Source organism: Streptomyces sp. NPDC057438 (assembly GCF_042802995.1).
Lineage (GTDB): Bacteria > Actinomycetota > Actinomycetes > Streptomycetales > Streptomycetaceae > Streptomyces.
In genome coordinates this window covers 75369-100696 of record NZ_JBHVDD010000023.1, presented here as the reverse complement: position 1 = coordinate 100696, position 25328 = coordinate 75369, and the positions used below count along the sequence as shown (strand labels likewise).

Sequence of the window (25328 nt, the reverse complement as noted above, 5' to 3'; positions counted from 1 at the left end):
CCGCTACTCCGAGAGTAGCGGGCCCTCGGCCGTACGGGTCGCGGTCCGGATCGGAGAACCGGGCTCAGCGGACCGGCAGGCCCTGCGGCTGCTGCGGCGCGATGCCGAGCGCGGTGGTGTACTTGCCGAGCGCCAGCTTGCCGATCGCCGGGTAGGCGCCGAGCGCCTCGGCGGCGGAGCAGCCCGCCTCCTTCGCGGCGGCCTCGATCAGACCGGCGTCGATCTCCGGCCCGATCAGGTACGGGGCGAGCGCCAGTTGCTGGGAGCCCGAGGAGCGCAGCTGCTCGGCCACGGAGGTGATCGAGCCCTCCTGGTCGAGGGCGGCGGCCATCACCGGCACCGCGAGACGCGCGGCCAGCAGCATGCCCGTGATCCCGGCGGCCTGCACGGCCTCCTCGCCGCCCACGGTGGCGAGGACGATGCCGTCCGCGGCGGTGGCCACGGTGAACAGCCGCGCCCGGTCGGCACGTGCCAGACCGGCCTCGGACAGACGGACGTGCAGTGCCTCGGCCAGCAGGGGGTGCGGGCCCAGCACATCGGTCAGCTCGGCCGCGATACGGCTCTCCATGACGGCCTGGCGCACCTGCCGCAGCGTGGCGCTGTCCGGGCCGGCGAGCAGGGGCACGACGACGGCGACGAGGCCCTCCGGCTCCTTGACGTCCAGGCCGGCGGCGCGCGCCTGCTCGTAGCGGGCGGTGCGCTCCTCGGCGGCGCGCGCGAGCACAGACTGCAGCGTGGGGAACTCGTCGGCGCCGCCGTCGACATAACCGATGCGGGCGTCGAGGCCGGGCAGCTCGGAGCGCGCGATGCTCACGACCTCCTCGGCGAGGCCGCGCGTGGCGGCGCTGGGCGTGCCGGGCACCGCGAGGACGAGCGCGGGCGCGCCCTCGGGAGCCGCCAGGGGCTCCGGGCGGCGGTGCCGCCCGGGCTGGCGGGGTCGCGGCATTCGTACTGGCAGGCCGGACGCGGGCCCAGTGGGGGAGCTCATGGCGCCGCATGTTACTGGCTTCCTGGGCTCCCCTGTTCGGGGAGGGTGCAGGTGAGCGGTATCCGTCCTGATTTGTCTGATGAGTTACGGGACGATCAGGGTCGATCACTCCCGCATATATCTACGGAGAGGTGTTCTTGGGGGTGAACGGTGGGTCTTGTCGGACAGGGTCGATTGCTCCCTTTTGTGGGGGCTGCTTTTCGGCCACCGCGTACAACATCCGCTCGTCGTACGGCAACCCGGGACCGCCGCCGGCCAGCGCGGCCGCGATACGCACGGCACCGGCCAGCGGATCCCCCTCGGCCGGCACCAGCCGCGCGTGCGGCAGCAGCTTCGCCAACTCCGCCTCCAGCGGGACGAGCAGGGGCGCGCCCAGCTTGAACAGGCCGCCGGTCAGGGCGACTCGGGGCTGGCCCGCGGCGGGGCAGACGGTGGCCGCCGCGTCGGCCATGTGCCGGGCCGCGGCGCGCAGGATCTCCGCCGCCACCGGGTCGTGCACGGCGCAGGCGCCCACCTCGGGCGCGAAGGACGCCAGGACCGCCGGGCGGTCGTGCCGCGGGTAGAGCAGGCCGGGCAGCCCGTCCATCGGGCCGAACAACGCCTCGGCGCGCTGCAGCAGCCGGGCCGAACCGCCGCTCCGCCCGTCGTACGCCCGCAGCGCCGCCTCCAGTCCGGCCCGCCCGATCCACGCCCCGCCGCCGCAGTCCCCGAGCAGATGACCCCAGCCGTCCGCCCGACGCCAGCGCTCCAGGTCCGTGCCGACCGCGATCAGCCCCGTACCGGCCGCGACCACCGCCCCCGGGCGCAGGCCGAGGGCGCCGGTGTACGCGGCGACCGCGTCGGCGGCCAGCGCGACCCGCCGTACGCCCAGTTCGCGGGTCAGTGCCGACGGCAGCTCGGCACGCAGCTGTTCGCCGAGCGTCGCGAAACCGGCGGCCCCGACGGCCACGGCCACCGGACCTCCGCACCCGGCGTCGTCGATCAGCTGCCGCACCAGGGGCAGCAACCGCTCCAGCAGCTGCCCGGCGTCGATACCGCGCGCCCCGGTCCGCACCGGCTCTCCGGAGGACACCGGCTCGCCCAGCGGCTCCGTGCCCCGGGCCAGCACCGCGCGGAGCCCGGAGCCGCCCGAGTCCACGGCGAGTACGACGGGGGGCTCGCGGCCGGTCACGGCAGACGCCAGTCCACGGCAGCGCCGCCCTGACGGGCCAGCAGGTCGTTCGCCCGGCTGAAGGGGCGGGAGCCGAAGAAGCCCCGGTCGGCCGACATGGGGGAGGGGTGGGCGGACTCGATGGACGGCAGGTCGCCGAGCAGCGGGCGGAGGTTGCGGGCGTCACGGCCCCACAGGATGGACACCAGCGGCTTCCCCCGCCCGGCCAGTGCCCGTATCGCCTGCTCGGTGACCTCTTCCCAGCCCTTGCCCCGGTGTGCGGCCGGCTTGCGGGGGGCCGTGGTGAGCGCCCGGTTGAGCAGCAGCACCCCCTGGCGCGTCCACGGCGTCAGGTCACCGTTGGACGGCTGGGACAGCCCGAGGTCGGTGTTCAGCTCCCGGTAGATGTTGAGCAGGCTGCCCGGCAGCGGCCGTACCTCCGGCGCGACCGAGAAGGACAGCCCCACCGCGTGCCCCGGGGTCGGGTAGGGGTCCTGCCCGACGATGAGGACGCGGACGTCGTCGAAGGGCTGCTGGAAGGCCCGCAGGACGTGGGATCCGGCGGGGAGGTAGGTGCGCCCCGCGGCGATCTCGCCGCGCAGGAAGTCGCCCATCTCGGCGATCCTCCCGGCCACGGGTTCGAGGGCCTTCGCCCAGCCGGATTCGACGATCTCATGCAACGGTCGTGGTGCCACGGCGTCACCCTACTGCCGTGACGGCCATGACGATCAACCGGTGGCCGACGGCTGATCGATGACGACCGTTCACCTCCCGAACGCGACTGACCGCGGCCCGACTTGGTGACGGCGTGGACAACCGGCCTCCCCCTTCTTCCCTCTTCTTCTGTGTCTGCTCCGGTCCCCGGCTCAGCCGACGACCGCCGCGCGCACGCACAGCACGTCCGGCAGGTGCGCCATCAACTGGTGCCAGCTGTCGCCGTCGTCGGCCGACGCGTACACCTCGCCGTTGCGGTTGCCGAAGTACACGCCCGCCGGGTCCGCGTCGTCCGTGCACATCGCGTCGCGCAGGACCGTGCCGTAGTGGTTCCCGGCCGGCAGCCCCGCCGAGAGCGGCTCCCAGCTCTTGCCCGCGTCCGTGGTGCGGTAGACCCGGCAGCGGCGGTCGGCCGGGACGCGGTCGGCGTCGGCGGTGATCGGGAAGACGTAGGCCGTGTCCCCGCGGCGCGGATGGGCGACGGCCGCGAACCCGAACGTGGAGGGCAGACCCGCGCCGATGTCCTCCCAGTGCCCGCCCCCGTCGTCGCTGCGGTACACCCCCCAGTGGTTCTGCAGGTACAGCCGGTCGGGGTTCGCCGCGTCCCGGGTGACCTTGTGCACGCACTGGCCGAACTCCGGGTTCGGGTCCGGCAGGAACACCGCGGAGACGCCGGAGTTGGCGGGCGACCAGCTCGCGCCGCCGTCCTCGGTGCGGAACACCCCGGCGGTGGAGACGGCCACGGTCAGCGCACGTGCGTCGCGCCGGTCCGTCAGGATCGTGTGCAGCCCCTCGCCGCCGCCGCCCGGCACCCACCGGTCGCGCGTCGGGTGCTCCCACAGCGGCCGCACCAGTTCGAAGCTCACCCCGCGGTCCTCGGAGCGGTAGAGCGCGGCCGGTTCCGTGCCCGCGTACACCACGTCCGGCTCCGCGGCCGACGGGTGCAGCTGCCACACGCGCTCCAGCGAGGCCCCGGTGTCCTGGGGGAACTTGACGGCCGGCCGGGTGGGTTCGGTCCAGGTGAGGCCGAGGTCGTCGGAGTGGAAGACGGAGGGGCCCCAGTGGGAGCTGTCGCCGCCGACGAGCAGCCGGGGCGTGTCCGTACGGGTGTCGATGGCGACCGCGTAGACGGCCTGCGCGTTGAAGTACGGAGCCTCGTCGAACTCCCAGGCGTCACCGCGCCGCCGCCCGATGAACAGCCCCTTGCGTGTACCTACGGTGAGCAGTACCTCTGCCATGTCGGCCACCTCCTGGACATCGTCGTCTCAGCCATGGGTCAGTCTGCACCCAGGCACTGACAGTCACCCCCCGAGACGGCTTCGCCGCAGGTCGGCGGGCGTGGAGGGGCGTGCCGGGCGGTCCGGTGGCCGTCCTGCGGGGGCGGGGTGACCCACGTCGCATGAGCAGAGGCCGGGCCACCGCCGTATGGGAGAGCGGTCCGGCAGTCCTGCACGTGCGAGGGAGGGTGCCTCCGATGGTGGCATTCCGTGGTCCGAAGGTGTGGCTGTGGCGATGGCGGCGCAACCCGCTCAGAAGACGCGCCGACCGCCTGGAGTCCTGGGTCGTGCTGATCACCTGGGCCCTGACACTGTGCGGCGGGGTGGCCATGGGACTCGTGGCCGCGGGCTCCGTGGAGTCCGGTCTCGCCCGGCAGCGCGCGGAGTGGCGTCCGGTCGAGGCGGTGCTCACCGAGGACGCCCCGGAGCCCTCCGCCCCCGACGGCACGGGAGCGGCGAAGGTGTGGGCGAAGGTCCGCTGGACGGGCCCGGACGGCTCCGCCCACGCGGGACAGGCGCGGGTCGAGCCCGCCGTCCCGACGGGCGCCGAGGTCACCGTCTGGACGGACGCCGAGGGCCTGCTGGTCACCAAGCCCGCCAGTGAGGCCCAGGCCCGGCTGCGGGCCACGCTCGTCGGCGGTCTCGCGGGTGTGTTCGCGGCCGCCGTGCCCCTGGTGGGCGGCCGGCTCGTCCGGAGCCGGATGGAACGGCGGCGGATGGACCTGTGGGACGAGGAGTGGGCACGGATCGGCCCGCTCTGGGAGCGCAAGATCTGGTGAGTGCCGTCGGGGTGGGCGCATGAGGGCGCGACCGCCCCGTGCACGGCCGACGGCCGGACGATGCCCGTGGGGGGAGGCCTCGTCCGGCCGCCGGAGGACTCACCGGTGGGTGAGGAGCGGGCTCACCTGTAGGTGATGTCCGAGGAGGAGTACAGGCAGTTGGTGCTGTCGGGGCCCGTACCGACGGCGCTGTTGTTGTTGTACTTCTGGCACGGGACGACCTTGCGGCCGCTGTCGTTGAGGATCGTGATCCTCCGCAGGGTCGCCACGTCGCCCCGGTTGACGTTGATGCCGACGAGCCGCGCGGTGGAGCCCGTCCCCGTCACCTCGATGTTGTTGAGGTTCACCTTGCGGGTGTACTGCGTCGAGCAGTCGCCGCACGAGCGGTACAGCGTCTTGAACTCGCTGACCGCGAAGTTGGAGATGTTCAGGGTGCCGGGCCCGTTGTGCTGGAAGACCTTGTCCGCCGCCTTCCGGGCGCCGCCGCCGGTCACCGTGTAGGTGGAGCCGCCGCGGAAGGTCGCCGCGTCCTCGCCGACGTCCTCCCACCAGACGTTCTGCAGGGTGCAGTTGCCCTCGCAGTGGATGCCGTCGGCGCCGGGCGCGCCGATGATGACGTTCTTCAGTGTCGCGCCGGCCGCGAGCTTGAAGATCGGGTCCTGGCCCTCCTCCTGGCCGTCGCCGGCCAGCGCGCCGCTGCCGTAGTAGCGGACCATGCCGCCGTCCCGGGTGCCGGACACCGAGAGGGTGGAGGACACCGGCTGGCTGCCGTTGGCGGACGGCCAGGTGGCGGCGCTCGCCGGAGAGGCCCCGCTAGTCATGATCATGCCAAACGAGAGGCTGAACGCGGCGAGCGTGCCGGTCAGCGCGCGTGTACGGACACGCGGACGTGCTGCGGAAGTCATGTCCCGGTTCCTTCTGTCGTCCGAGCGGATGGGGGTGGTGGTTCTCAGAGCTTTCCGGCGCCCGCGCCCGACGTCACCGAGGCGACGACGGAGGAGGCGGACTCGGCGGTGTAGCCGTAGGGCGGGGCGGTGAAGGTGCCCACCCGGGAGATCTCGGTGACGGCCCCACCGAGGTCGTTGCCGCGCAGGTTCGCGAAGCCGTCCACGTCACTGCTGCGGTTCGTGGTGACGGCGACTCCCGTGTTGCGGAAGACGTTGTTCTCCACGAGCATCTGGGCGCCCATGCGCGAGTGGCAGGCGGTCTCCGCGCCGTCCACGTAGTTGTTGTAGAAGTGCCCGGTGCCGAAGCGCAGGCTGGGGATGCGCGAGTACACGTTGCTGAAGTGGTTGTGGTGGTACGTCACCTTCAGGTGCCCGGTGTCCTCGGAGGCGTTGTTGTCGCTGTGGCCGACGAGGGAGCCCTTGAAGTGCTCCTTGAAGGTGTTCCAGGACACCGTCACGTGGTCCGAGCCGTGGTTGACGTCCAGCAGGCCGTCGTAATGGTCCTTGTCGTGCGTACGGTCCGCGGAGAAGGAATTGTGGTCGATCCACACCTTCGTGGACTCCTGGACCGTGATCCCGTCGGCGGGCGCGACCGGTTTGCTGATGTTCAGGTTGCGGACGACGACGTCGGTCCTTTCCTTGATCCGCAGGCCGCCGCCGGTGAACCCGGACGCCGAACCCACGCCGAGCACCGTCGTGTGGGAGCCGATGTCCACCTGGCCGCTCAGCGTGATCAGGCCGCTCACCCGCACGACCTTGGCGGTGTTGCCGGCGACGGCGGCCCTGAAGGCGGCGAGCGTCGAGACGGTGACGGGGGCGGCGCTGCCGCCGCCGGTGGTCCCGGCGCCGAAGCCCACCGGGGAGGTCTCCGCCGCTGTCGCCGTGTGCGGCAGGACGAGGACGGCGGTCGTCGCCAGGGCCGCCGCCGCGGCCACCAGGGCGGCCGATCTTTGCGGCCGTGTACGTGGGGGGACGGTACGCATGCGGGTGCGTCCCTTCAGGAAGAAGCTGACGGTCTATGTAGATGAATTGAGGTCACTCTTCTGATCGATGTGCGGAGGCGGTACGGCTGCGGCAGGGGCCTCGATGGTGCAGGTGGAGCGATTTCCCGGGGAAGGTCTGGTCCCGGCAGGCCTGGGCCTGGGGTGGGGTGGCGGCCGCCGGTTCACACTGCTGAACGGAACGTAAGGGGCAAGCGCTTTCTGGTCAACGCTTTGCGCAAAAGACATCGGTCCGGCCCTGGTGGCGGCGTCGGCGGTGTCCGGCGAGGGTGACCCGGCGCCCCGGCCGGAGTGGCGCGAGCGAATTCTTTCGATGTGTGGGAGCGCTTCCATGGCCGCCATGCCCATGTCACGATGCTGCTCCCGTCGCCGACCCCGAACGACGTCCCCCGCACTGTCGCACCCGCCGATCCCGTCACAGGAAGGCACGACGACGTGACCCCCACCCCCCACGACCGGGCGCGCGGACCGCTGCGCTCGGCGTTCCTCACGCTGCTGGCGGCCCTGGTGTCGCTGCTCGCGGCCACGCTTCTCGCCGCGCCCCCGGCGGCCGCGTCGGACACCGCGGCCGAGGCCGCTCCCCGGGCGGCGCTCACCGAGATCACCGGCTTCGGCACCAACCCCAGCAACCTGCAGATGTACCTGTACGTGCCGCAGAACGTGACCGCGAAGCCGGCGATCGTGGTGGCCGTGCACTACTGCACCGGCTCGGGACCGGCGATGTACAACGGCACCGAGTACGCCTCGCTGGCCGACCGCTACGGGTTCATCGTCGTGTACCCGTCCGTCACCCGCAGCAGCAAGTGCTTCGACGTCGCCTCCCCGCAGGCGCTGACCCGCGGCGGCGGCAGCGACCCGGTGGGCATCAAGTCCATGGTCGACTGGACCGTCCGCACCTACGGCGCCGACACCGGCAGGATCTTCGCCACCGGCATCTCCTCCGGCGCGATGATGACCAACGTCCTCCTCGGCGACTACCCCGACGTGTTCGCCGCCGGCGCCGCCTTCGCGGGCGTGCCCTTCGCCTGCTTCGCCACCACCAACGGCTCCGAGTGGAACAGCGACTGCGCCAACGGCACCGTCATCCGCACCCCGAAGGCCTGGGGCGACCTCGTCCGCGGCGCCCACCCCGGCTACACCGGACCCCGCCCGCGCATGCAGCTGTGGCACGGCACCACCGACGACGTGCTGCGCTATCCGAACTTCGGCGAGGAGATCAAGCAGTGGACCAATGTGCACGGTGTCGCCCAGACACCGGCGGCCACCGACTCGCCCCAGTCCGGCTGGACCCGCACGCGCTACGGCGGCACCGGTGACCGTGCCCCCGTCGAGGCCATCAGCCTCCAGGGCACCGGCCACAACGTCTACGCCTGGGGCATGGGGGCGCGTGTCCTCACCTTCTTCGGCCTCGACGGCTCCGGCCCCGCGCCCCAGCCCCCGGCCGGGCCCTGCAAGGTGACCGTCACCACCCAGGCCTGGAGCACCGGTCTGACCGCGTCCGTGACCCTCACCAACACCGGCACGACGGCCGTCGACGGCTGGAAGCTCGGCTTCACCCTGCCCGCCGGACAGACCGTCACCGGCGGCTGGGGCGCCACGTACACCCCGGCGAGCGGCGCCGTGACCGCGACCAACGCCGCGTACAACGCCGCCATCGCCCCCGGCGCGAGCGTCAGCATCGGCTACCAGGCCAACCACACCGGCAACAGCGCCGCGCCCTCGGCGTACACGCTCAACGGGACGTCCTGCACGCGTGGTTGACGTGCTCTGAACCCCCCGCTTCTGCTCCGACCGGCCCTGTCCGTGCGCGCGCCGACACGGTGAGCGCCCGGACCCGGTCCGGCGACGGTCCGTCCTGCCCGACTCCCAGAAAGGCATCGCCCTTGCGACCGCTCAGCAGCCCACAGCCCGTCAGGCCGTCGGACCGGTCGACGCTCGCGACCGTCGTCACCACCTGCGTCCTCGCGTTGGCCCTGGTGGTGGCGTCGTCCGCGGTGGTCGCCCTGGTCGGGAGCCCGCGGCCGACGAACGGGGCCGGTACGGGCGCCACGGCCTCGTCCGCCCGGCACTGGGTGAACACCTGGTCCGCCATGCCGCAGCTGACCGAACCGGGCAACATGCCCCCGGCGCCGTTCACCGGGGAGCGGGCCGTGCTGGTCGACACCACCCTGCGGCAGACCGTACGTGTCACCACCGGCGGTGACCGCATCCGCCTGCGCTTCTCCAACGCATTCGGCGGCAGCGCGCTGCCGCTGACCGCCGTGACGGTCGCCCTCCCGCTGGACGGGCGGGCCGGCGTCGCGGCCATCGAACCCGGCTCCTCCCGAACCGTGACGTTCAGCGGCCGGAGGTCCACGACCGTACCGGTCGGTGCCCAGGTGGTCTCGGACCCCCTGGACTTCACGCTGCCGCCGGCCGCCGTCCTGGCCGTGACCGCGTACCTGGCCGAGGGCCAGGCCTCGCTCGCCCTCACCTCGCACCCGGGTTCGCGCACCACCTCCTACCTCCGGCACGGCGACCGCACGGAGGACACGGACCTCCCCGGCGCGACACCGACCAACCACTGGTACCTGCTCAGCGACATCGAAGTCCTGTCCCGGCGCGCCACGACCTCGGTCGCGGTCCTCGGCGACTCGCTCACCGACGGCCGGGGCTCCACCACCAACGGCAACAACCGCTGGCCCGACCAGCTCTTCGACCGCCTCCAGCAGCGTCCCGGCACCCGGCACCTCGCCGTGGTGAACCTGGCCGCCGGCGGCAACCGCGTCCTCAACGACGGCCTCGGCCCCAACGCCCTCGCCCGCCTGGACCGCGACATCCTGGCGCACAGTGCCGTCGAGCAGTTGATCGTCTTCGAGGGCGTCAACGACCTCGGCACCGCCGAGCCCACCCCCGCCGCCCAGCAGCGTGTCACCGCCGACCTCGTCGCGGCCTACGAGCAGATCATCGTCCGCGCCCACGCCCAGGGCATCCGTGTCTACGGCGCCACCCTCCTGCCCTTCGGCGGCAACACCCCGTACGACGACGCCGCCGGACACCGTGAGGCGGCGCGGCAGGCGGTCAACACCTGGATCCGCACGAGCGGCCGCTTCGACGCCGTCCTCGACTTCGACCGCGCGGTCCGTGACCCGGAGAACCCCGGCCGCCTCCAGCCGGGCCTCCACGACGGCGACTGGCTGCACCTCAACCCGGAGGGTTACCGGATCCTCGCCGGGGCGGTTCCGGCCCGCCTGCTCCAGCGGGGGTGAACGGCACGACCGGGCCGCCGGGCTCCCGAGGGGCACGGCGGCCCCGGCGGTCTCGTCCGGGGGCTCCCGGAGGCCGCCCCCGTCTCAGCGCGCGCCGGTGCGGGCCGCGGCCATGAGCGACTCCCAGTCGGGGAGCTTGACCACGCCTCTGCCCAGCGAGGCCCCCAGGGCCGCCTCGGCCCGCTCTATCGCCTGCCAGCCCCGCCACTCGACCGGCTCGCACCCCTCGGCCCGCAGGGCCGCCACCGGCTCCGCCGACACCTCCCGGGCCGCCAGGACCGGCGCGTCCTCCAACAGCGAGGCCGCCGTCTCCTTGGCACAGGGGCGGTTGGTGCCGATCACTCCCGTCGGGCCGCGCTTGATCCAGCCCGCCACGTACTCGCCGAGCGAGGGCGCGCCGTCGCGCAGCACGCGCCCGGCGTCGTGCGGGACCGTGCCGTGCACCAGGTCGAACGGGAGGCCGTCCAGGGGGACGCCCCGGTAGCCGACGGAGCGCAGGACGAGCTGGGCCTCGATCTCCTCGTAGCGGCCGGTGCCGGTCACCCCGCCGTGCGTGTCGGGTGCGGTCCGTTCCAGGCGCACGCCGCAGACCCGGTCGCCGTCGGCGAGGATCTCGACGGGGCGCAGGAAGAAGCGCAGCCGGATGCGGCGCCGACCGGACCGCGCCGGCGCGCCGGCCCAGCCGCGCAGGACCTCCACGTTGCGGCGCCGTGCGGCGGGCAGGGACGAGGGGTCGACGTAGTCCGGGTCCAGCTCCAGCTCGGCCGGGTTGACGCCGACCCGGGTGTCCGGGAGGGTCCCCAGCTCGCGCAGCTCCTTGGTGGTGAAGCGGGCCTGCGAGGGGCCCCTGCGGCCCACCATGTGGATATGGGTGACCTCGCTCGCGGCGAGGGAGGCGAGCGCGGCCTGGGGCATGTCGGTGGGGCTCAGCTCGCTCGCGCCGCGCGCGAGCATGCGGGTGACGTCCACCGCGACGTTCCCGACGCCGACGACCACCGCCGTCCGCGCGCCGGGAGCGGGCCCGCCGAAGGCACGGCCCGTCGCGTCCGGGTGGGCGCTGTACCAGGACACGAACTCGGTCGCCGACCAGCTGCCGCGCAGGTCCTCGCCGGGGATGCCGAGCCGGCGGTCGGCGGCGGCGCCCACGCAGTACACGACCGCGTGGTACAGCTCCCGCAGCCGGGCGGCAGGGACCCCGTCCGGGCCCACCCGGACACCGCCGAGGAAGCGCACCCGCTCGTGCTCCAGCACGGCACGCAGGCTGTTCTGCAGCGACTTGATCTTCTCGTGGTCGGGCGCGACCCCGTAGCGCACCAGACCGTAGGGGCAGGGCAGCCGGTCCAGTACGTCGACGAGCACGTCCGGGTCCTGCTGGACGAGGCTCTGGGCGGTGTAGCACCCGCTCGGCCCCGAACCGACGACGGCGACTCGCAGCACGGCGGAACTCCTTACGCGAGGAGATCGCTGATGTCTCCAGGATGGCACCGCCGGGCCCGTCGGGGGAGGGGCGCGGAGGCGAGGCGGGGGGCTGCGCCGTCGGGGTGCCGTGCGTCCCCGGTTCGCGTGGCTCTCCGCAGTGAATGTGATCATGCGTTTACGTTGCGTAGGTGCTGGAAGCCTCCTTTCTGAACCTGTCCGATCGCCACTGGCGGGACGGTGTGGTGAGCGTGCGCCCCGCCTGGGAGGTGCAGGAGCACGACGGCGCGACGGCCTGGTTCACCGCGCGGCTGGCCTTCCCGGACGGCGCCGCGGTCGAGGTGCTCGCCGTGGTCTGCGAGGGCCGGCTGTCCCTGGAGGACGTGCGCGCCCAGCCGCCCCTGTCCCTGGAGGACCTGACGGAGCTGGCCGACTGGATCGAGGGCCCGCTGTTCGAGGCGTGCGGGACCGCGCCCGCGTACCTCGACGAGGAGCGGCCGCAGGCCCCGTACGGACCGGGGCGCCGCGCCAGGCCCGCGTGGCCGCGCGGGGTGGAGGGGCGGCGGCTGGTGGCCGAGGAGTACCTCGCGGCGCAGCGGTCCGGCCACGACCCGGTCCTCGCCGTGATGTGCGCGACCGGGCACAGCCGCCGCAAGTCGCTCCGGCTCATCGCCGGGGCGCGCGACGAGGGCCTGCTCGGCCCCCGGCACGCCCGGCGCTGAGTCCCCGGAGGGCCGGGGGAGGGGCGTCCGTCAGGTCGTCAGGTCGCGCATCCGGCTGATCTCGGTCGCCTGCTGGGCGATCACGTCGTCGGCCATCTCCTCGACCAGGATGTTGTTGCCCTGTGCCTTCACGTCCGTGGCCATGGTGATCGCCCCCTCGTGGTGGGTGATCATCAGCTTCAGGAAGAGCCGGTCGAACTTCGCGCCGTCGAGCGACCCCAGTTCCTTCATCTGGGCCTCGGTCGCCATGCCCGGCATCGCCTCGTGGTCGTGCGAAGTGCCGTGCTCGTCACCGTCGTTGACCTTCAGCCAGCCCTCCATGGCCTCGATCTCGGGCTTCTGGGCGGCCGAGATGCGCTCGGCGATCCGCTTGACCTGGGTCGACTTCGCGTGGGCGGGGGCGAGTTCGGTCATCTCCAGCGCCTGGGTGTGGTGCACGATCATCATGCGGGCGTAGTCGTAGTCCGCGGAGTTCGGAGCGTCGTCCTCCGCGCGCTGTTTCTCGACTTCTTCCGGCGAAAGGGTTTGAGCCGCCTCACCCGGTTTTCCGGGGGCGATCACCGCCGGTCCGCCCGACTTGGCGGAACCGCCGTCGGGGTCCGCTCCGGACCCCGAGTCGCAGCCCGCGAGCGCCAGGAGGACGGCCGTCAGTGAGGCCGTGACCAGCGGCGCGCGGGTGGTGCGGCGAACGAGCACAGTGACCTCCTGGGGACACGGCAACGGGCGGACACCTTGTGGGTGTTGACGAACTTTCCTAACACGCATTCACTGATCGGTGATCAAATTTGTTCGTTACAAGTACATTGCCGTCTGTTGATCTGTGCATGATGAAGACGATACTTCGGAGGAGCCTGAACCGTTCGACCGCGAACGGCTACACGGGAGGACACAGTGACCCTGTTGAACAACCTTCGGACGCGGCGCAGACGTCTGGGGGTCGCCGCGACGGCGGCCGGTCTCCTGGCCGCCTTGCTGACCGCCGGACCGGCGGCCGCGACTCCTGACCCCGGGGACGCGCCCGCCGTGCGGGAGAAGGTCTCCAAGAGCGACGCCGCCGAGGCGCGGGCGGCGATAGCCGCCGGCGAGATACCCGGCCAGGACGAGATCGTCCACTCCGCCAACATGCAGCACCTGACCAACATCCCCAAGGAGGCGCTGCCGGGCACCAACTCGGACCTCGCCTTCCAGGGCAAGTACGCCTTCGCCGGCAACTACGACGGCTTCCGGATCTTCGACATCAGCGACCCGAAGGCGCCGAAGACCGTCGCCCAGGTGCTCTGCCCGGGCTCGCAGAACGACATCTCCGTCTCCGGCGACCTGCTGTTCCTGTCCACCGACTCCTCGCGCAGCGACAACTCCTGCAACAGCACCACGCAGCCCGCGACCGAGAAGTCGTCGTGGGAGGGCATGAAGATCTTCGACATCAGCGACAAGGCGCACCCGAAGTACGTCGCCGCCGTCGAGACCGCCTGCGGCTCGCACACCCACACGCTGGTGCCGGACGGCAAGAACGTCTACGTCTACGTCTCCTCGTACTCGCCGAGCGCCTCGTTCCCCGACTGCAAGCCGCCGCACGACGGCATCTCGGTCATCAAGGTGTCCCGCAAGCACCCGGAGCGGGCGAAGGTCGTGGGCTTCCCGGTCCTGTTCCCCGGTGAGGGCGCGGACGGCGGCGGCAACCCCGGCTCGCCCACGAACCCGGGTGTCTCCAAGACCACCGGCTGCCACGACATCACGGTGCTGCCGTCGAAGGACCTGGCGGCCGGAGCGTGCATGGGTGACGGCATCCTGTTCTCCATCAAGAACCCGAAGAAGCCGAAGGTCATCGACCGTGTCCAGGACAACGTGAACTTCGCGTTCTGGCACTCCGCCACCTTCAACCAGGACGCCGACAAGGTCGTCTTCACCGACGAGCTGGGCGGCGGCGGCGCGGCCACCTGCAACGCCGCGATCGGACCGAACCGCGGCGCCGACGGCATCTACGAGATCACCGGCAAGGGCGACGAGCGCAAGCTCGTCTTCAAGAGCTACTTCAAGATCCCCCGCCACCAGGCCGACACCGAGAACTGCGTCGCCCACAACGGCTCGCTGATCCCGGTCAAGGGCAAGGACATCATGGTCCAGGCGTGGTACCAAGGCGGTGTCTCCGTCTGGGACTTCACCGACTCCACCAAGCCCGAGGAGATCGCCTACTTCGAGCGCGGCCCGATCTCCACCAGCACGCTGGTGGGCGGCGGCTCCTGGTCGGCGTACTACTACAACGGTTACATCTACTCGAACGACATGGTGAAGGGCTTCGACGTCCTGAAACTCGACGACCCGCGGACGAACCCCGCCCAGCAGGTCGGCATGTCCGAGCTCAACGTGCAGACGCAGCCGGACTACTTCGACCTCGATTAGAGGCATCGAGCAGATCCGCGTCACTCGTCCCGCCGGGCCCTTCGGGGTCCGGCGGGACCGTGCGTCGCGCCAGGGTTCCGGTCGACCGGGGCGCGGTGCGGGGACATCCCGCGACTCCCGCCTCGGCTCGGCGGCGGCGAACTATACTCGGCGCCTCCGGGTGGAGGCCCGGCGTGCCGCCGCCCGGCCGTCGTGCGTCCCGGGCCGCACGGGGGACGGTCCGGGACGGACGTCAGGCGGTGCTGAACGGCGTGACGGTGTACGCGAACCCGGCCGCCCGGCCCATGGTGAGGGTCCGACGGCGTCTCAGCCCACCAGATCCAGCACCGGCCGCAGCCCGTCCGGCCGCTCGGCGGCGGGCAGATGGTCGACGAAGTGCACCGCGCACCCCAGCGCCGCCGCTCCGCCGTCGGCCCGCCGGTCGTCGCCCACCATCAGCGTCCTGCGCGCCTCGACACCCAGCGCCTCGCAGGCGAGGGCGAACAGCCGCGGGTCCGGCTTCTGGATGCCGTGCTCGTACGACAGCACGTACGCGCCGACGTACGCGTCGAGGCCGTGCGCCCGGAAGACCGGCCGAAGGTCCCAGCCGATGTTGCTCACCACCCCGACGGCCACCCCGCGTTCCCGCAGCGCGGCGAGCACCTCGACGGCGTCCGGGTAGGGGCTCCATGCCCCCGGCGTCATATGACGGTCGTACAGCGCGTCGTGGAGCGCGGGGTCGGGCAGGCTCACCCGGCGGGACAGGGCCGTGAAGGCGGCCCGGTGTGAGTCGGCGCTGCGGTCCCGCGTCGCCCACAGCTCACCCGGCGCGCCCGTCGGCGGCTCGGCCGGATACGCCCCGCCGGGCAGCGCGCCGGCCCGCTCCAGGGCCTCGGCCGCCCGGAGCGACTCCGGCTCGGGCAGGACGAGACCGGCGTCCCTCAGGACCGCACGGAGCCAGGACTCGGTGGACTCCACGCGGAAGAGAGTTCCGGAGAAGTCGAACAACACTCCTTCGACCGTCATGCCGTCGATCTTTCGTGCCCGATTCCGGCCGGTCAAGTACGCCCCGGGGAACGCCACTTCTCGTACGTCAGCACCGCCAGCGCGATCGTCAGTCCGCCGAGCAGCCAGCCGCCCAGCACGTCCGACGCCCAGTGCACGCCCAGCCAGATCCGGGTCAGTCCCACGCCGAGGACGGAGACGACGGACACCGCCAGAGCGGCCCGCACGACGCCGCGGCCGGCGCCGTACCGGTGCAGGAGCCACACCAGCAGCCCGAGGACGACCGTGGCCGTCATGGCGTGGCCCGAGGGGTACGACGCGTAGTGGGCGGAGTCCACGGGGTCGGGCCACGCGGGCCGCTCCCGTCCGACGGCCGCCTTGAGCCCCTGCTGCACCGCCGTCCCCACCGCGCAGGTGACGCCCAGCCAGAGGGCGGCCCACCAGTCCCGGTGGCGCCACACCAGCCAGACCGCGGCGGCCGCGGCCAGCAGACGCATCGTCACCGGGTCCCAGACCCAGTCCGTGAGGATGCGGAAGGCGTGGGTGAGTCCGGGGTCGGCGACGGCCCAGCGATGGGTGGTGTCCGCGATGCTCCGGTCCAGCGACATGAGCGGTGCCCAGGAGAGCGCGACCAGGACCAGCAGCAGGACGGAGGGGGCCGCGAAGGCCACGGCGGCGCGGACGGTGCGGGTGGCCGGCGGCCGGTGGGGCGGCGCGTCGACGGTGGGGGTGTGCATACAGCGATCCTGACCGACTCGTGGGGTCTCATGCCAACGCCGGGGCGTGAGATCACTGTCACGCGGCGCGACCGGAGCGAAGCCGCCGCGCCGCTCGTTGTTCTTGGGCTGCCCTTTGTCCCCTCTTTGCCATGTCACGACCTGCCGAGTGCCCGCAAAGCGGGAACGAAAGCCACCAGGACCGGGACGACCGGCACCAGGGCGGCGTACGCCGTCAGCCGCAGCCGACGCGCCGGACTGAGACGTTCCGGGGGAGCGAGCAGCCGGTCGACCCGCTGGGGCACATGGTCCTCCGGGGTCGGGCAGGGGCCGAACACGCCCCGGTCCTCGTTGAGGCCGACGAGCGCGAGGGCGATCGTGAGGCGGCCGTGGCGGCGGGAGGCGGTGTCGTCGGCGGCGAGTTCGACCAGCCGGTGCATCTCGTCCCGGAACGCCGCGAACACCGGCACCCGAGGGAAGCCGCCCGCGAGCGCGGCCGAACAGTGCAGCAACCAGTGGTGCCGCGCCCGCGCGTGCCCCTGCTCATGGGCCACCACCGCGTCCACCTGCCGTGCCTCCAGCCGGCGCAACGCGGCCGTGGTGATGACCAGTCGGGGCGCGGGACCGGGCAGCCACCAGGCGTCCGGCCGCTCGCCCTCCACCACCACGAGCCGGTCGCCGTCCGGCTCCTCGCCGGGCAACAACGGTGCGCGCAGGCGCAGTTCGGCATGGCGCCGCTGCCGCAGCCGCCGGGCCCGGACGATCTCGCGGGCCAGCATCGCCCCGGTCCACAGCCCGCCGCAGGCGAGCGCCACGGCCGTGGCCACGGCCCAGGAACCCCCGCCGCCCAGCGCGTACGCCTCCACGACCCCGTCCGGCGCGGGCGCGAACACCGGTCCGCGCACCACGGTCCAGGCGGCCGCCGCGCTCAGGGCCATCGACAGCACGCAGCACAGCAGCACGGCCGCCACCACGCACTGCCACACCCACAGGGCGACCACCGGTTCACGGTCCGGCCAGTCGGCGCGGGCCAGCAGCCGCGGGGCGACGACGGCGGTCAGGGCGCCGAGCAGCAACAACGCCGCGGGGACCATCATGGGGCGCAGCCTATGAGCGGGCCGGTGCGCGGCGACACGGGCGGCGCCGCCGAAGTGACGCAGCCCACGGCCGGATACGGCCCACGACCGGACGAACCGCTTCCCCGCCACGGCCGGCGGCGCGGGCCTCGACTCCGCTCAGACCGGCAACAGCATCGCGAACATCCCGATGCCCATGGAGAGCCGGCAGGCCCGCGCCAGTTCCGGCCGGTCGCCCCAGCCCATCACCCCCGCACCTCCGCCCCGCGCGCCCGCCGCCACCGGGACGGGCATGAGCCGGAGCCCCGCCCACAGGACGTAGCCGGCGAAGTACGCCAGCAGCACCCCGGTCACCAGGGGCGGGCCCGCGCCGCCGTGGCCCCCGCCCGGTGCGGCGGCCATCGCCGCGGCCATGTGGACCATCGCCAACGCGCCCACCAGATGGTGCAGATGGTGCGCGCTCGTACGGGCCGACCACAGCGCGCGCACCGCCGCCGTGCCGAACACGACCGCATAGGCCAGCCAGGCCCAGCGCGGTGGTGCCACAGCCGCGGCGGGCACGGCCATCGCGGCCATGCCGAACCCCATCAGCGCCTCGCCGCCCGCGGCCCGACGCTGCTCCTCGACGGCACTGCGCATCCGCAGCAGGCAGTACCCGCCGGTCACCGCGCACAGCGCGACCAGCAGCCAGCCGGACCACACCGGTCCGTGCACCACGCACCTCCCCGTTCGACGACGTCGGTCAGCGCTGAGAGCGAGGTCGGACAGTCGGTCAGGGCATGCCCGGACGCGATGGCGCGCATACGAGCGCAAGGGTGTACGCGGGGGAGCGCGTGGGGGTGCGCCGCCCGGGGCCACGGCCCGTCGGGCGATGATCCGGCGCGCGAGCACCGAGCACGGCCCGCCGTGCGCCGGGGGACTCTCCGGTCAGCCCTCCAGACCGGCCGGATACACGCCGAAGGCGGCCCCCTGCGGGTCCCGCAGGACCGCGATGCTGGGCCCGTCCGGCACGGTCCTGGGCTCCATGAGGAGGGTGCCGCCCGCCTCGACGGCGGTACGGGCCATGTCGTCGATGTCCTCCACGGCGAAGTACGGCAGCCAGTGCGCGGGCACCTCGGGCGGGAACTTGTCGTCCATCGTGACCATGCCGCCGAAGTCGGCGCCGTCGAGGCCCCATTGCGTGCAGTGCTCGCCGGCGCGCACGCTCCAGCCGAACACCGTCGTGCAGAAGGACCCGGCCCGCTCCGGCGCACGGGTCAGCAGTTCGACCCAGCCGAGCGTGCCGGGCGCGTTGAACAGCCCGGCACCGGGGAAGGAACGCGCCTGCCACAGCTGGAAGGCCGCGCCGCCCGGGTCGAACACCACCGCGAACCGCCCGAGGTCGAGGACGTCCATGGGCTCCAGCACCACGGTCCCGCCCGCCGCCCGCACGGCCCGGACCGCCGCGTCCGCGTCGCTCACCGCGAACGACACGTTCCATGCCACCGGCTGCGCCTCCTGGTACAGCGGGGCGAGGGCGGCCACCGCCGCGTCACCGAGGTGCGCGACGCTGTAGCCGCCGGCCTCCCGGTGCGGATCGGTCCGCGGACGCCAGCCGAACAGCTCGGAGTAGAACCGCTTCGCCGCGTCCAGGTCGCCGGTCCCCAGCTCGGTCCAGCAAGGTCCACCGATGACGGGCACGTCGAGCTTCATGGCGTTCCTCCCGCGAGGGATCCGTCCCCTGCCGGCACGCTATGCCCGAGCCCCGGCCCCGGCCACCGGCGGGCGGCGCGCAGTCCCGGCCCCGGCCACCGGTGGGCGAGGCGTCAGATGCCCGGCCGGTACCGCAGCGGGTGATCCGCCGGGATCTCCACCAGCACGATCTCCGTACCGTCCGGGTCGGCGATCCACATCTCGATCAGGCCCCACGGCTCCTTCAGCGGCGGCCGCCGCACCTCCACCCCGGCCGCCCGCAGCTCGTCGTGCGCCGCGGTCACGTCCGCCACCTGCAGCCACAGCTTCAGCGCGGGCGAGGGCGGGGTCTCGGAGCGGCCCGCGACCTCCAGGAAACCGCCGCCGAGGAAGTACACGACGCCCCGGCGGTCGCCCGTGCCGAACTCGCGGTACACGGGGAGCCCGAGCTGTTCACCGTAGAAGGCGCGGGACCGCTCGGGGTCGGTGGGGCGCAGGAGGGTGCGGCTGCTGAGTACGTGGATCATGCGATCGAGGGTAGGTGCCGGGCGCTGCGCACGGGTCTCGTGGCGCTTCCCCGCGCCTCGGGCGGGAGGCGGCTGCCGATACCCTCGTGCGTGTTCGCCCGCAGACATCCGCCTGGAGCAGCCCATGGACACCGCCGCCACCGGTCTGACCTTCCGCGACGCCACCGACGGCGACGTGGACGCCCTCGTCGCGCTGATCGAGTCGGCGTACCGGGGAGACTCCAGCCGGACCGGGTGGACCACGGAGGCGGACATCCTCGACGGGCAGCGGACCGACCCCGAGGGCGTGCTGCAGGTCATCAAGTCGCCCGACAGTCGGCTGCTCACCGTGGAGCGGGACGGCACCGTCGTCGCCTGCTGCCAGCTCGAACACCGCGGCCCCCACGCCTACTTCGGGATGTTCGCGGTGAGCCCGGCCCTGCAGGGCGGCGGCCTCGGCAAGGTGATCATCGCCGAGGCCGAGCGCATCGCCCGCGAGACCTGGGGTGCCCGGGAGATGCACATGACCGTGATCTCCGTACGGGACGACCTCATCGCCTGGTACGAGCGGCGCGGCTACCGCCGTACGGGACGGATGACCCCGTTCCCGTACGGCGACGAGCGGTTCGGTGTGCCGCTGCGCACGGACCTGCAGTTCGAGCTGCTGGTCAAGCGGCTCGGGTGAGCGTCAGGCCGTGAAGCGGCCCGTGCGTTTGATGTCCGGGTAGTCGGTCGTCGCCCCGTCCAGCTGGAGCGCGCGGACCAGGCGCAGATGGTCCTGGGTGTTCACCACCCAGCCGATGATCCGCAGGTTCGCCTTGCGGGCCTTCTCGACGACCTCCAGGGTCAGCCGCCGGATGTTCAGCACGAGGGTGGCGGCGCCCACGGCCACCGCCCGGTCCACCACGTCGGGGCCGTAGCGGCTGGCGACCAGCGCCGTGCGCACCCCGGGCACGAGGCGGGCGATCTCGGCGACCGCCTCGTCGTGGAAGGACAGCACCTCGACCCGCCCCACCAGGTCGCGCCGGTGCATGACCTCGGCGAGGGCGCGGGCCGCCGCCGTGTCCTTGATCTCGGCCTGCAGCGGTGCCCGCACCGCGTCCAGGACCTCCTCGAAGGTGGGGACGCGCTCGCCGCGGCCGGCGTCGAGGGCGCGCAGTTCGGCGAGGGTCTTGTCGGCGATCGGGCCCGTGCCGTCCGTCGTCCGGTCCACGTCCGCGTCGTGCATGACGACGAGCGCGCCGTCCTTGCTCAGATGCAGATCGAGTTCGATGACGTCGAGGCCCGCGCGATCGGCGGCCACGAAGGAACGGAGGGTGTTCTCGGGTTCGACACCCATGACACCGCGGTGACCGATGGTGAGGAAGTTCAAGGTGGACTCGCTTCCGTCGACGGCGGCTCGGCCCGCGTGACCGGGAGGGGCGGCACGCGGCTGGGCGCAGCGTAGTCCTCCGGCCGTGCGATGCATCCGCATGTGCACGAGCCCTTTCGGGCCGTGTCACCCCGTGTCACGCCCGGGAACAGGACCGTTTCCGCAGCTGCTGCGCACCGATCGGGTCATCCCTGAGTGGGCGAGTCCGGCGCGCGTTGACCCCGAGTGCCTCCGTCCGGAGAGCGTGACGCACGAACTGTGATCCATGCCTCGTGTGACAGGAGATTCAGCGGTTAGGAGCCGGGAGTGGCGGGAAGATTTCCGGCTGGCCGCTCAAGATCGGTCTTGCGGTGAGGAACCCTCGCTACGTACGGTGTCACTACGAAAGGTTCTCCCGTGAAGGATGGGTCATGACGGAAATTCTTGCGCAGACGGCTGCGGAGGGCGTTGTTCCTTCGGTCGGTAGGGTGGTGGAGCACCCGGCCTGGCCCGTGCTCAAGGATGCCGTGGAGCGCATCCGGCCCTGGCAGTCCAAGGACGGCTCGATCGACTTCGACGCCGGGCACGCCCCCGCCGCCGACGACGTCGAGAAGACGGTCCAGGAGGTCGTCGGAGCCGTGGAGGCGCTGTCCCCGCTGCTGCCGCACGACGCCGCCTACCACGAGGCGCTCGTCAAGGACCTGCGCCGCTGGGCCGAGAACGGCTTCCGGGTCCCCGACTTCCTGGACTCGCTGCTGGCCTTCCAGCCCGCCGCCAACCGCGCGGACGGCCTCCAGCACCTCGTGGTGTTCCCGATGTACACGCAGAACGGCAACCCCGACCGCAACCTCGAAGCGGTCGTGCTGCGCATGGTCTGGCCCGACTGGCTGGCCGAGCTGGAGCGCACCCGCTACGACAACCCGCTGTTCTGCGGCATCACCTTCGAGGACTTCACCGCCGGCTACGACACCAACTCGGCCGTCCTCTTCCCGGAGACCATCGCCGTGCGCGAGGCCCCGGCCCGCTTCTCCTGGGGCGGCATCTTCTGCGACCGCGAGGCCGCCCGCTTCCGCCGGGTCACCGACGCCGCCGTCGACATCCTCGGCCTGGAGCTGCCCGAGGACGTCGCCGCGATGGTCCACGACCAGAAGCGCTGCGAGGAGGCCTTCGTCCTGTGGGACATGGTCCACGACCGCACCCACAGCCATGGCGACCTGCCCTTCGATCCCTTCATGATCAAGCAGCGCCAGCCGTTCTGGATGTACGGCCTGGAGGAGCTGCGCTGCGACCTCACCGCCTTCAAGGAGGCCGTGAAGCTGGAGGCCGACGGCGTCCCGCAGGCCCGTGACGTGCAGTACGCCGTGCTCTTCGACCGCATGTTCCGCTTCCCGGTCACCGGCGAGCGGGTCCGCAACTACGACGGGCTCGGCGGACAGCTCCTCTTCGCCTACCTGCACAAGCACGACGTGGTCCGCTGGACCGACAACAAGCTGCACATCGACTGGCAGCGCGCCCCGCAGGTCACCAACCAGCTCTGCGCCGACATCGAGCAGCTCTACCGCGACGGCATCGACCGTCCGAAGCTCGTCCACTGGTTCGCCGGGTACGAGCTGGTCGCCGAGTACCTCGCCCCCCACCCGGGCTCCCGCTGGGCCAAGGGCCCCGACGCCCTGGATCTGACGCAGCCGCCGCGGAAACTCGTCGACGACGTGCTTCCGGACGAGTTTCCGCTCAGCATGTTCTATGAGGCGCTCGCCAAGAAGCTGAAGTCCGTGATCGCCTCCACCAAGGGCATCACCGCGGCGAACGCCGAGCGGATCGCCGCGTGAGCGCCGGATCCGCGGGCGTCTCGGACGCCGCTCAGGAGGCGAGGACCATGCAGAACGGCAACGGTGCACTGAGTGGCGCGGTGATCGCGGTGGCCGGCGCGGGCGGACCCGCCGGCCGGGCGGCCCTGCTGCGGCTGGCCGACGCGGGAGCGATCGTCGTCGGCTCCGACAACGACCCCGAGCGGCTCTCCGAGGCCGTCGACGCGGCCCGCTACGCCCACGGCGGCGCCACCGTCGTCGGCGACACGGTCGACCTGCTGGACCTCCAGTCGACCCGTGACTGGGCCACCCGCATCGAGAGGGACTTCGGTCGGGTCGACGGCCTCGTCCACCTCGTCGGCGGCTGGCGCGGCAGCGAGACCTTCACCCGGACCAGCCTCGACGACTGGGACTTCCTGGAGATGCTGCTGATCCGAACCGTGCAGCACACCTCCCTCGCCTTCCACGAGGCCCTGCAGCGCAGCGAGCGCGGCCGGTACGTCCTGATCAGCGCCGCCGGCGCCAGCAGGCCCACCGCGGGCAACGCCGCCTACGCCGCCGCCAAGGCCGCCGCCGAGGCGTGGACGCTCGCCACCGCCGACTACTTCCGCAAGGCGGGCGGGCCGGACGGGCCGACCTCGGCGGCTGCGATCCTGGTGGTGAAGGCACTGGTGCACGACGCGATGCGCGCCGACCGCCCCAACGCGAAGTTCGCGGGCTTCACCGACGTCAAGGAACTGGCCGAGGCCATCGCCGGCGTCTGGGACAAGTCCGCCGCCGAAGTGAACGGAAACCGTCTGTGGCTGACCGACAAGCCGTGAACCCTCCGAAGACCGACGCCCGGCGCCATCACGACCCGGAGATCCGCGGCTTCGCCAGTGACAACTACGCGGGGGTCCACCCCGAGGTGCTCGCCGCCCTGGCCCTGGCCAACGGCGGGCACCAGGTCGCGTACGGCGATGACGAGTACACCGAGAACCTCCAGCGGATCGCCCGCAGCCACTTCGGCGCCACCGCCGAGGCGTTCCCGGTCTTCAACGGCACCGGCGCCAACGTCGTCGCGCTCCAGGCGGTCACCGACCGCTGGGGCGCGGTGATCTGCGCCGAGAGTGCGCACATCAACGTCGACGAGTGCGGCGCGCCGGAGCGGGTCGGGGGCCTGAAGCTCCTCACCGTGCCCACACCCGACGGCAAGCTCACCCCCGAGCTGATCGACCGGCAGGCGTACGGCTGGGACGACGAGCACCGGGCGATGCCGCAGGTCGTCTCGATCACGCAGAGCACCGAACTCGGCACCCTCTACACGCCCGAGGAGATCCGCGCGATCTGCGAGCACGCCCACGCCCGCGGGATGAAGGTGCACCTGGACGGCTCCCGGATAGCCAACGCCGCGGCCGCCCTGGACGTGCCGATGCGGACCTTCACCAACGCGGTCGGCGTCGACCTGCTCTCGCTGGGCGGCACCAAGAACGGCGCCATGTTCGGCGAGGCGGTCGTCGTGATCAACCAGGACGCCGTCCGTCACATGAAGCACCTGCGCAAGCTGTCCATGCAGCTGGCCTCGAAGATGCGTTTCGTGTCGGCGCAACTGGAGGCCCTGCTGGCGAAGGACCTCTGGCTGCGCAACGCCCGCCACTCCAACGAGATGGCCCAGCGGCTGGCCGAGGGCGTCCGCGCCGTCCACGGGGTCGAGATCCTGTACCCGGTGCAGGCCAACGCCGTCTTCGCCCGGCTCCCGCACGACGTGAGCGAGCGCCTGCAGAAGCGCTTCCGCTTCTACTTCTGGGACGAGGCCGCGGGTGACGTCCGCTGGATGTGCTCCTACGACACCACCGAGGAGGACGTGGACCGGTTCGTGGCGGCGCTCAAGGAGGAAATGGCCCGCTGAGGTCCGTCGAGACCCATCGGACACTGCATAGATATACGGTCACCCGAAAAGTCATTGACTCTCGGGTGATCGTTTTCCTATGCTCCACGGGCATGGAACTGATCCAGCAGAACCCGGACCTGTCCGCCTATCTGGCCGCCGACGAGGCCATCGACCACCACCGTCCCGCCGTACGGCGGATGGCCGCGCAGCTCGCCCGGGGCGTGGAGGACTCGTATGGCTATGCGAGAGCGGCGTTCGAGTTCGTCCGCGACGCCATCACGCACTCCCAGGACGCCGGCGATCCACGCGTCACCTGGCGCGCGTCCGACGTCCTCGAGCAGCGCACCGGGATCTGCTATGCCAAGGCCCATGCCCTGGCCGCGCTGCTGCGCGCCGAGGACATCCCCACCGCCCTCTGCTATCAGCGACTCGCGCACGACGACGGCGCCGGGCACGTGATCCACGGCCTGGTCGCCGTGCGCTTCCGCGGCGCCTGGCACCGCCAGGACCCCCGGGGCAACAAGCCGGGCGTGAACGCCCGGTTCTCGCTGGACGGGGAGCACCTGGCCTTCGTCCCGGACGCCGGGGCGGGCGAGTCGGACCACCCGACGCTGTACGCCGCCCCGCATCCCGCCGTGCTCAGCGCCCTCCGGGCCGCCCCCGACCGGGCCCGGCTGTGGAGGACGCTCCCCGAGGCGCTGTGA

25 protein-coding genes are annotated in these 25328 nt (G+C 72.4%); 10 read left to right on the top strand and 15 right to left on the bottom strand.

Annotated elements, in window-relative coordinates; translation table 11 throughout:
* Positions 1-64 precede the first annotated feature (64 nt).
* The 4 genes from ACFU5F_RS15930 to ACFU5F_RS15915 form a co-directional block, all read right to left on the bottom strand.
* Complete coding sequence (locus ACFU5F_RS15930) at positions 65-988, bottom strand: sirohydrochlorin chelatase (RefSeq protein WP_383887220.1); 924 nt, start codon at positions 986-988, stop codon at positions 65-67.
* A gap of 121 nt (positions 989-1109) precedes the next feature.
* Positions 1110-2159 carry an N-acetylglucosamine kinase gene (locus ACFU5F_RS15925; RefSeq protein WP_383887218.1) on the bottom strand — a complete coding sequence of 350 codons (1050 nt, stop codon included), beginning with the start codon at positions 2157-2159 and terminating at the stop codon, positions 1110-1112.
* Complete coding sequence (locus ACFU5F_RS15920) at positions 2156-2833, bottom strand: uracil-DNA glycosylase (protein WP_383887216.1); 678 nt, start codon at positions 2831-2833, stop codon at positions 2156-2158. Before ACFU5F_RS15920 ends, ACFU5F_RS15925 begins: the two co-directional genes overlap by 4 nt.
* A 171-nt stretch (positions 2834-3004) precedes the next feature.
* Positions 3005-4090 carry a WD40/YVTN/BNR-like repeat-containing protein gene (locus ACFU5F_RS15915; protein WP_383887214.1) on the bottom strand — a complete coding sequence of 362 codons (1086 nt, stop codon included), beginning with the start codon at positions 4088-4090 and terminating at the stop codon, positions 3005-3007.
* A gap of 236 nt (positions 4091-4326) precedes the next feature.
* Between ACFU5F_RS15915 and ACFU5F_RS15910 the strand changes: the two genes are divergently transcribed.
* Complete coding sequence (locus ACFU5F_RS15910) at positions 4327-4908, top strand: hypothetical protein (protein WP_383887212.1); 582 nt, start codon at positions 4327-4329, stop codon at positions 4906-4908.
* Positions 4909-5030: 122 nt separating this feature from the next.
* Here ACFU5F_RS15910 and ACFU5F_RS15905 read toward each other — a convergent pair whose 3' ends face one another.
* Complete coding sequence (locus ACFU5F_RS15905) at positions 5031-5813, bottom strand: pectate lyase (RefSeq protein ID WP_383887210.1); 783 nt, start codon at positions 5811-5813, stop codon at positions 5031-5033.
* Positions 5814-5857: 44 nt separating this feature from the next.
* Positions 5858-6838, bottom strand: coding sequence for a polysaccharide lyase family 1 protein (locus ACFU5F_RS15900; protein WP_383887208.1), 981 nt, complete (start codon positions 6836-6838; stop codon positions 5858-5860).
* A gap of 453 nt (positions 6839-7291) precedes the next feature.
* Here ACFU5F_RS15900 and ACFU5F_RS15895 point away from each other — a divergent pair, with 453 nt between their 5' ends.
* Both ACFU5F_RS15895 and ACFU5F_RS15890 read left to right on the top strand, forming a co-directional pair.
* On the top strand, positions 7292-8617 hold the full coding sequence (locus tag ACFU5F_RS15895) for a PHB depolymerase family esterase (RefSeq protein WP_383887207.1): 1326 nt from the start codon (positions 7292-7294) through the stop codon (positions 8615-8617).
* A 122-nt stretch (positions 8618-8739) separates the two neighbouring features.
* Entirely contained in the window at positions 8740-10104 is a 1365-nt protein-coding gene (locus tag ACFU5F_RS15890) for an SGNH/GDSL hydrolase family protein (protein WP_383887205.1), read from the top strand.
* Positions 10105-10188: 84 nt separating this feature from the next.
* Here the strand turns inward: ACFU5F_RS15890 and ACFU5F_RS15885 are convergent, their stop codons facing one another.
* The gene (locus ACFU5F_RS15885) at positions 10189-11541 is read right to left on the bottom strand and encodes an FAD-dependent oxidoreductase (protein ID WP_383887203.1); all 1353 of its coding nucleotides are present in this window, start codon (positions 11539-11541) and stop codon (positions 10189-10191) included.
* Positions 11542-11711: 170 nt separating this feature from the next.
* On the opposite strand from ACFU5F_RS15885, the gene ACFU5F_RS15880 reads away from it, so the two are divergent.
* On the top strand, positions 11712-12242 hold the full coding sequence (locus ACFU5F_RS15880) for a DUF6214 family protein (RefSeq protein WP_383887201.1): 531 nt from the start codon (positions 11712-11714) through the stop codon (positions 12240-12242).
* A 30-nt stretch (positions 12243-12272) separates the two neighbouring features.
* On the opposite strand, the gene ACFU5F_RS15875 is transcribed toward ACFU5F_RS15880, so the two are convergent.
* Positions 12273-12938 (bottom strand): DUF305 domain-containing protein, encoded by a 666-nt coding sequence (locus ACFU5F_RS15875; RefSeq protein WP_383887199.1) that lies wholly within the window; start codon positions 12936-12938, stop codon positions 12273-12275.
* Between the two features lie 195 nt (positions 12939-13133).
* Here ACFU5F_RS15875 and ACFU5F_RS15870 point away from each other — a divergent pair, with 195 nt between their 5' ends.
* Positions 13134-14642, top strand: coding sequence for an LVIVD repeat-containing protein (locus tag ACFU5F_RS15870; RefSeq protein ID WP_383887198.1), 1509 nt, complete (start codon positions 13134-13136; stop codon positions 14640-14642).
* A 306-nt stretch (positions 14643-14948) separates the two neighbouring features.
* Here ACFU5F_RS15870 and ACFU5F_RS15865 read toward each other — a convergent pair whose 3' ends face one another.
* The 6 genes from ACFU5F_RS15865 to ACFU5F_RS15840 form a co-directional block, all read right to left on the bottom strand.
* Complete coding sequence (locus ACFU5F_RS15865) at positions 14949-15647, bottom strand: HAD family hydrolase (protein WP_383887196.1); 699 nt, start codon at positions 15645-15647, stop codon at positions 14949-14951.
* A gap of 32 nt (positions 15648-15679) precedes the next feature.
* Entirely contained in the window at positions 15680-16363 is a 684-nt protein-coding gene (locus tag ACFU5F_RS15860; protein ID WP_383887194.1) for a phosphatase PAP2 family protein, read from the bottom strand.
* A gap of 134 nt (positions 16364-16497) precedes the next feature.
* On the bottom strand, positions 16498-17439 hold the full coding sequence (locus tag ACFU5F_RS15855) for a M56 family metallopeptidase (RefSeq protein WP_383887192.1): 942 nt from the start codon (positions 17437-17439) through the stop codon (positions 16498-16500).
* 138 nt (positions 17440-17577) lie between these two features.
* Positions 17578-18132, bottom strand: coding sequence for a DUF5134 domain-containing protein (locus ACFU5F_RS15850; protein WP_383887231.1), 555 nt, complete (start codon positions 18130-18132; stop codon positions 17578-17580).
* A gap of 213 nt (positions 18133-18345) precedes the next feature.
* Positions 18346-19110, bottom strand: coding sequence for a VOC family protein (locus ACFU5F_RS15845; protein WP_383887190.1), 765 nt, complete (start codon positions 19108-19110; stop codon positions 18346-18348).
* Positions 19111-19223: 113 nt separating this feature from the next.
* Positions 19224-19616, bottom strand: coding sequence for a VOC family protein (locus ACFU5F_RS15840; protein ID WP_383887188.1), 393 nt, complete (start codon positions 19614-19616; stop codon positions 19224-19226).
* A gap of 124 nt (positions 19617-19740) precedes the next feature.
* Here ACFU5F_RS15840 and ACFU5F_RS15835 point away from each other — a divergent pair, with 124 nt between their 5' ends.
* Positions 19741-20280 carry a GNAT family N-acetyltransferase gene (locus ACFU5F_RS15835; RefSeq protein ID WP_383887186.1) on the top strand — a complete coding sequence of 180 codons (540 nt, stop codon included), beginning with the start codon at positions 19741-19743 and terminating at the stop codon, positions 20278-20280.
* Positions 20281-20283: 3 nt separating this feature from the next.
* Here ACFU5F_RS15835 and ACFU5F_RS15830 read toward each other — a convergent pair whose 3' ends face one another.
* Positions 20284-20967: a glycerophosphodiester phosphodiesterase family protein gene (locus ACFU5F_RS15830; RefSeq protein ID WP_086750551.1), complete on the bottom strand. Its 684-nt coding sequence runs from the start codon at positions 20965-20967 to the stop codon at positions 20284-20286.
* A gap of 410 nt (positions 20968-21377) precedes the next feature.
* On the opposite strand from ACFU5F_RS15830, the gene ACFU5F_RS15825 reads away from it, so the two are divergent.
* The 4 genes from ACFU5F_RS15825 to ACFU5F_RS15810 all read left to right on the top strand — a co-directional run bounded on the left by ACFU5F_RS15825 (position 21378) and on the right by ACFU5F_RS15810 (position 25328).
* Positions 21378-22775, top strand: a complete 1398-nt coding sequence (locus ACFU5F_RS15825; protein ID WP_383887183.1) for a DUF6421 family protein — start codon at positions 21378-21380, stop codon at positions 22773-22775.
* 47 nt (positions 22776-22822) lie between these two features.
* A complete protein-coding gene (locus ACFU5F_RS15820) occupies positions 22823-23575 on the top strand; it encodes an SDR family NAD(P)-dependent oxidoreductase (RefSeq protein ID WP_383887229.1) in 753 nt (250 codons plus the stop codon).
* Positions 23572-24642 carry a threonine aldolase family protein gene (locus ACFU5F_RS15815; protein WP_383887181.1) on the top strand — a complete coding sequence of 357 codons (1071 nt, stop codon included), beginning with the start codon at positions 23572-23574 and terminating at the stop codon, positions 24640-24642. Before ACFU5F_RS15820 ends, ACFU5F_RS15815 begins: the two co-directional genes overlap by 4 nt.
* Positions 24643-24734: 92 nt before the next feature.
* Complete coding sequence (locus ACFU5F_RS15810; RefSeq protein WP_383887179.1) at positions 24735-25328, top strand: transglutaminase domain-containing protein; 594 nt, start codon at positions 24735-24737, stop codon at positions 25326-25328.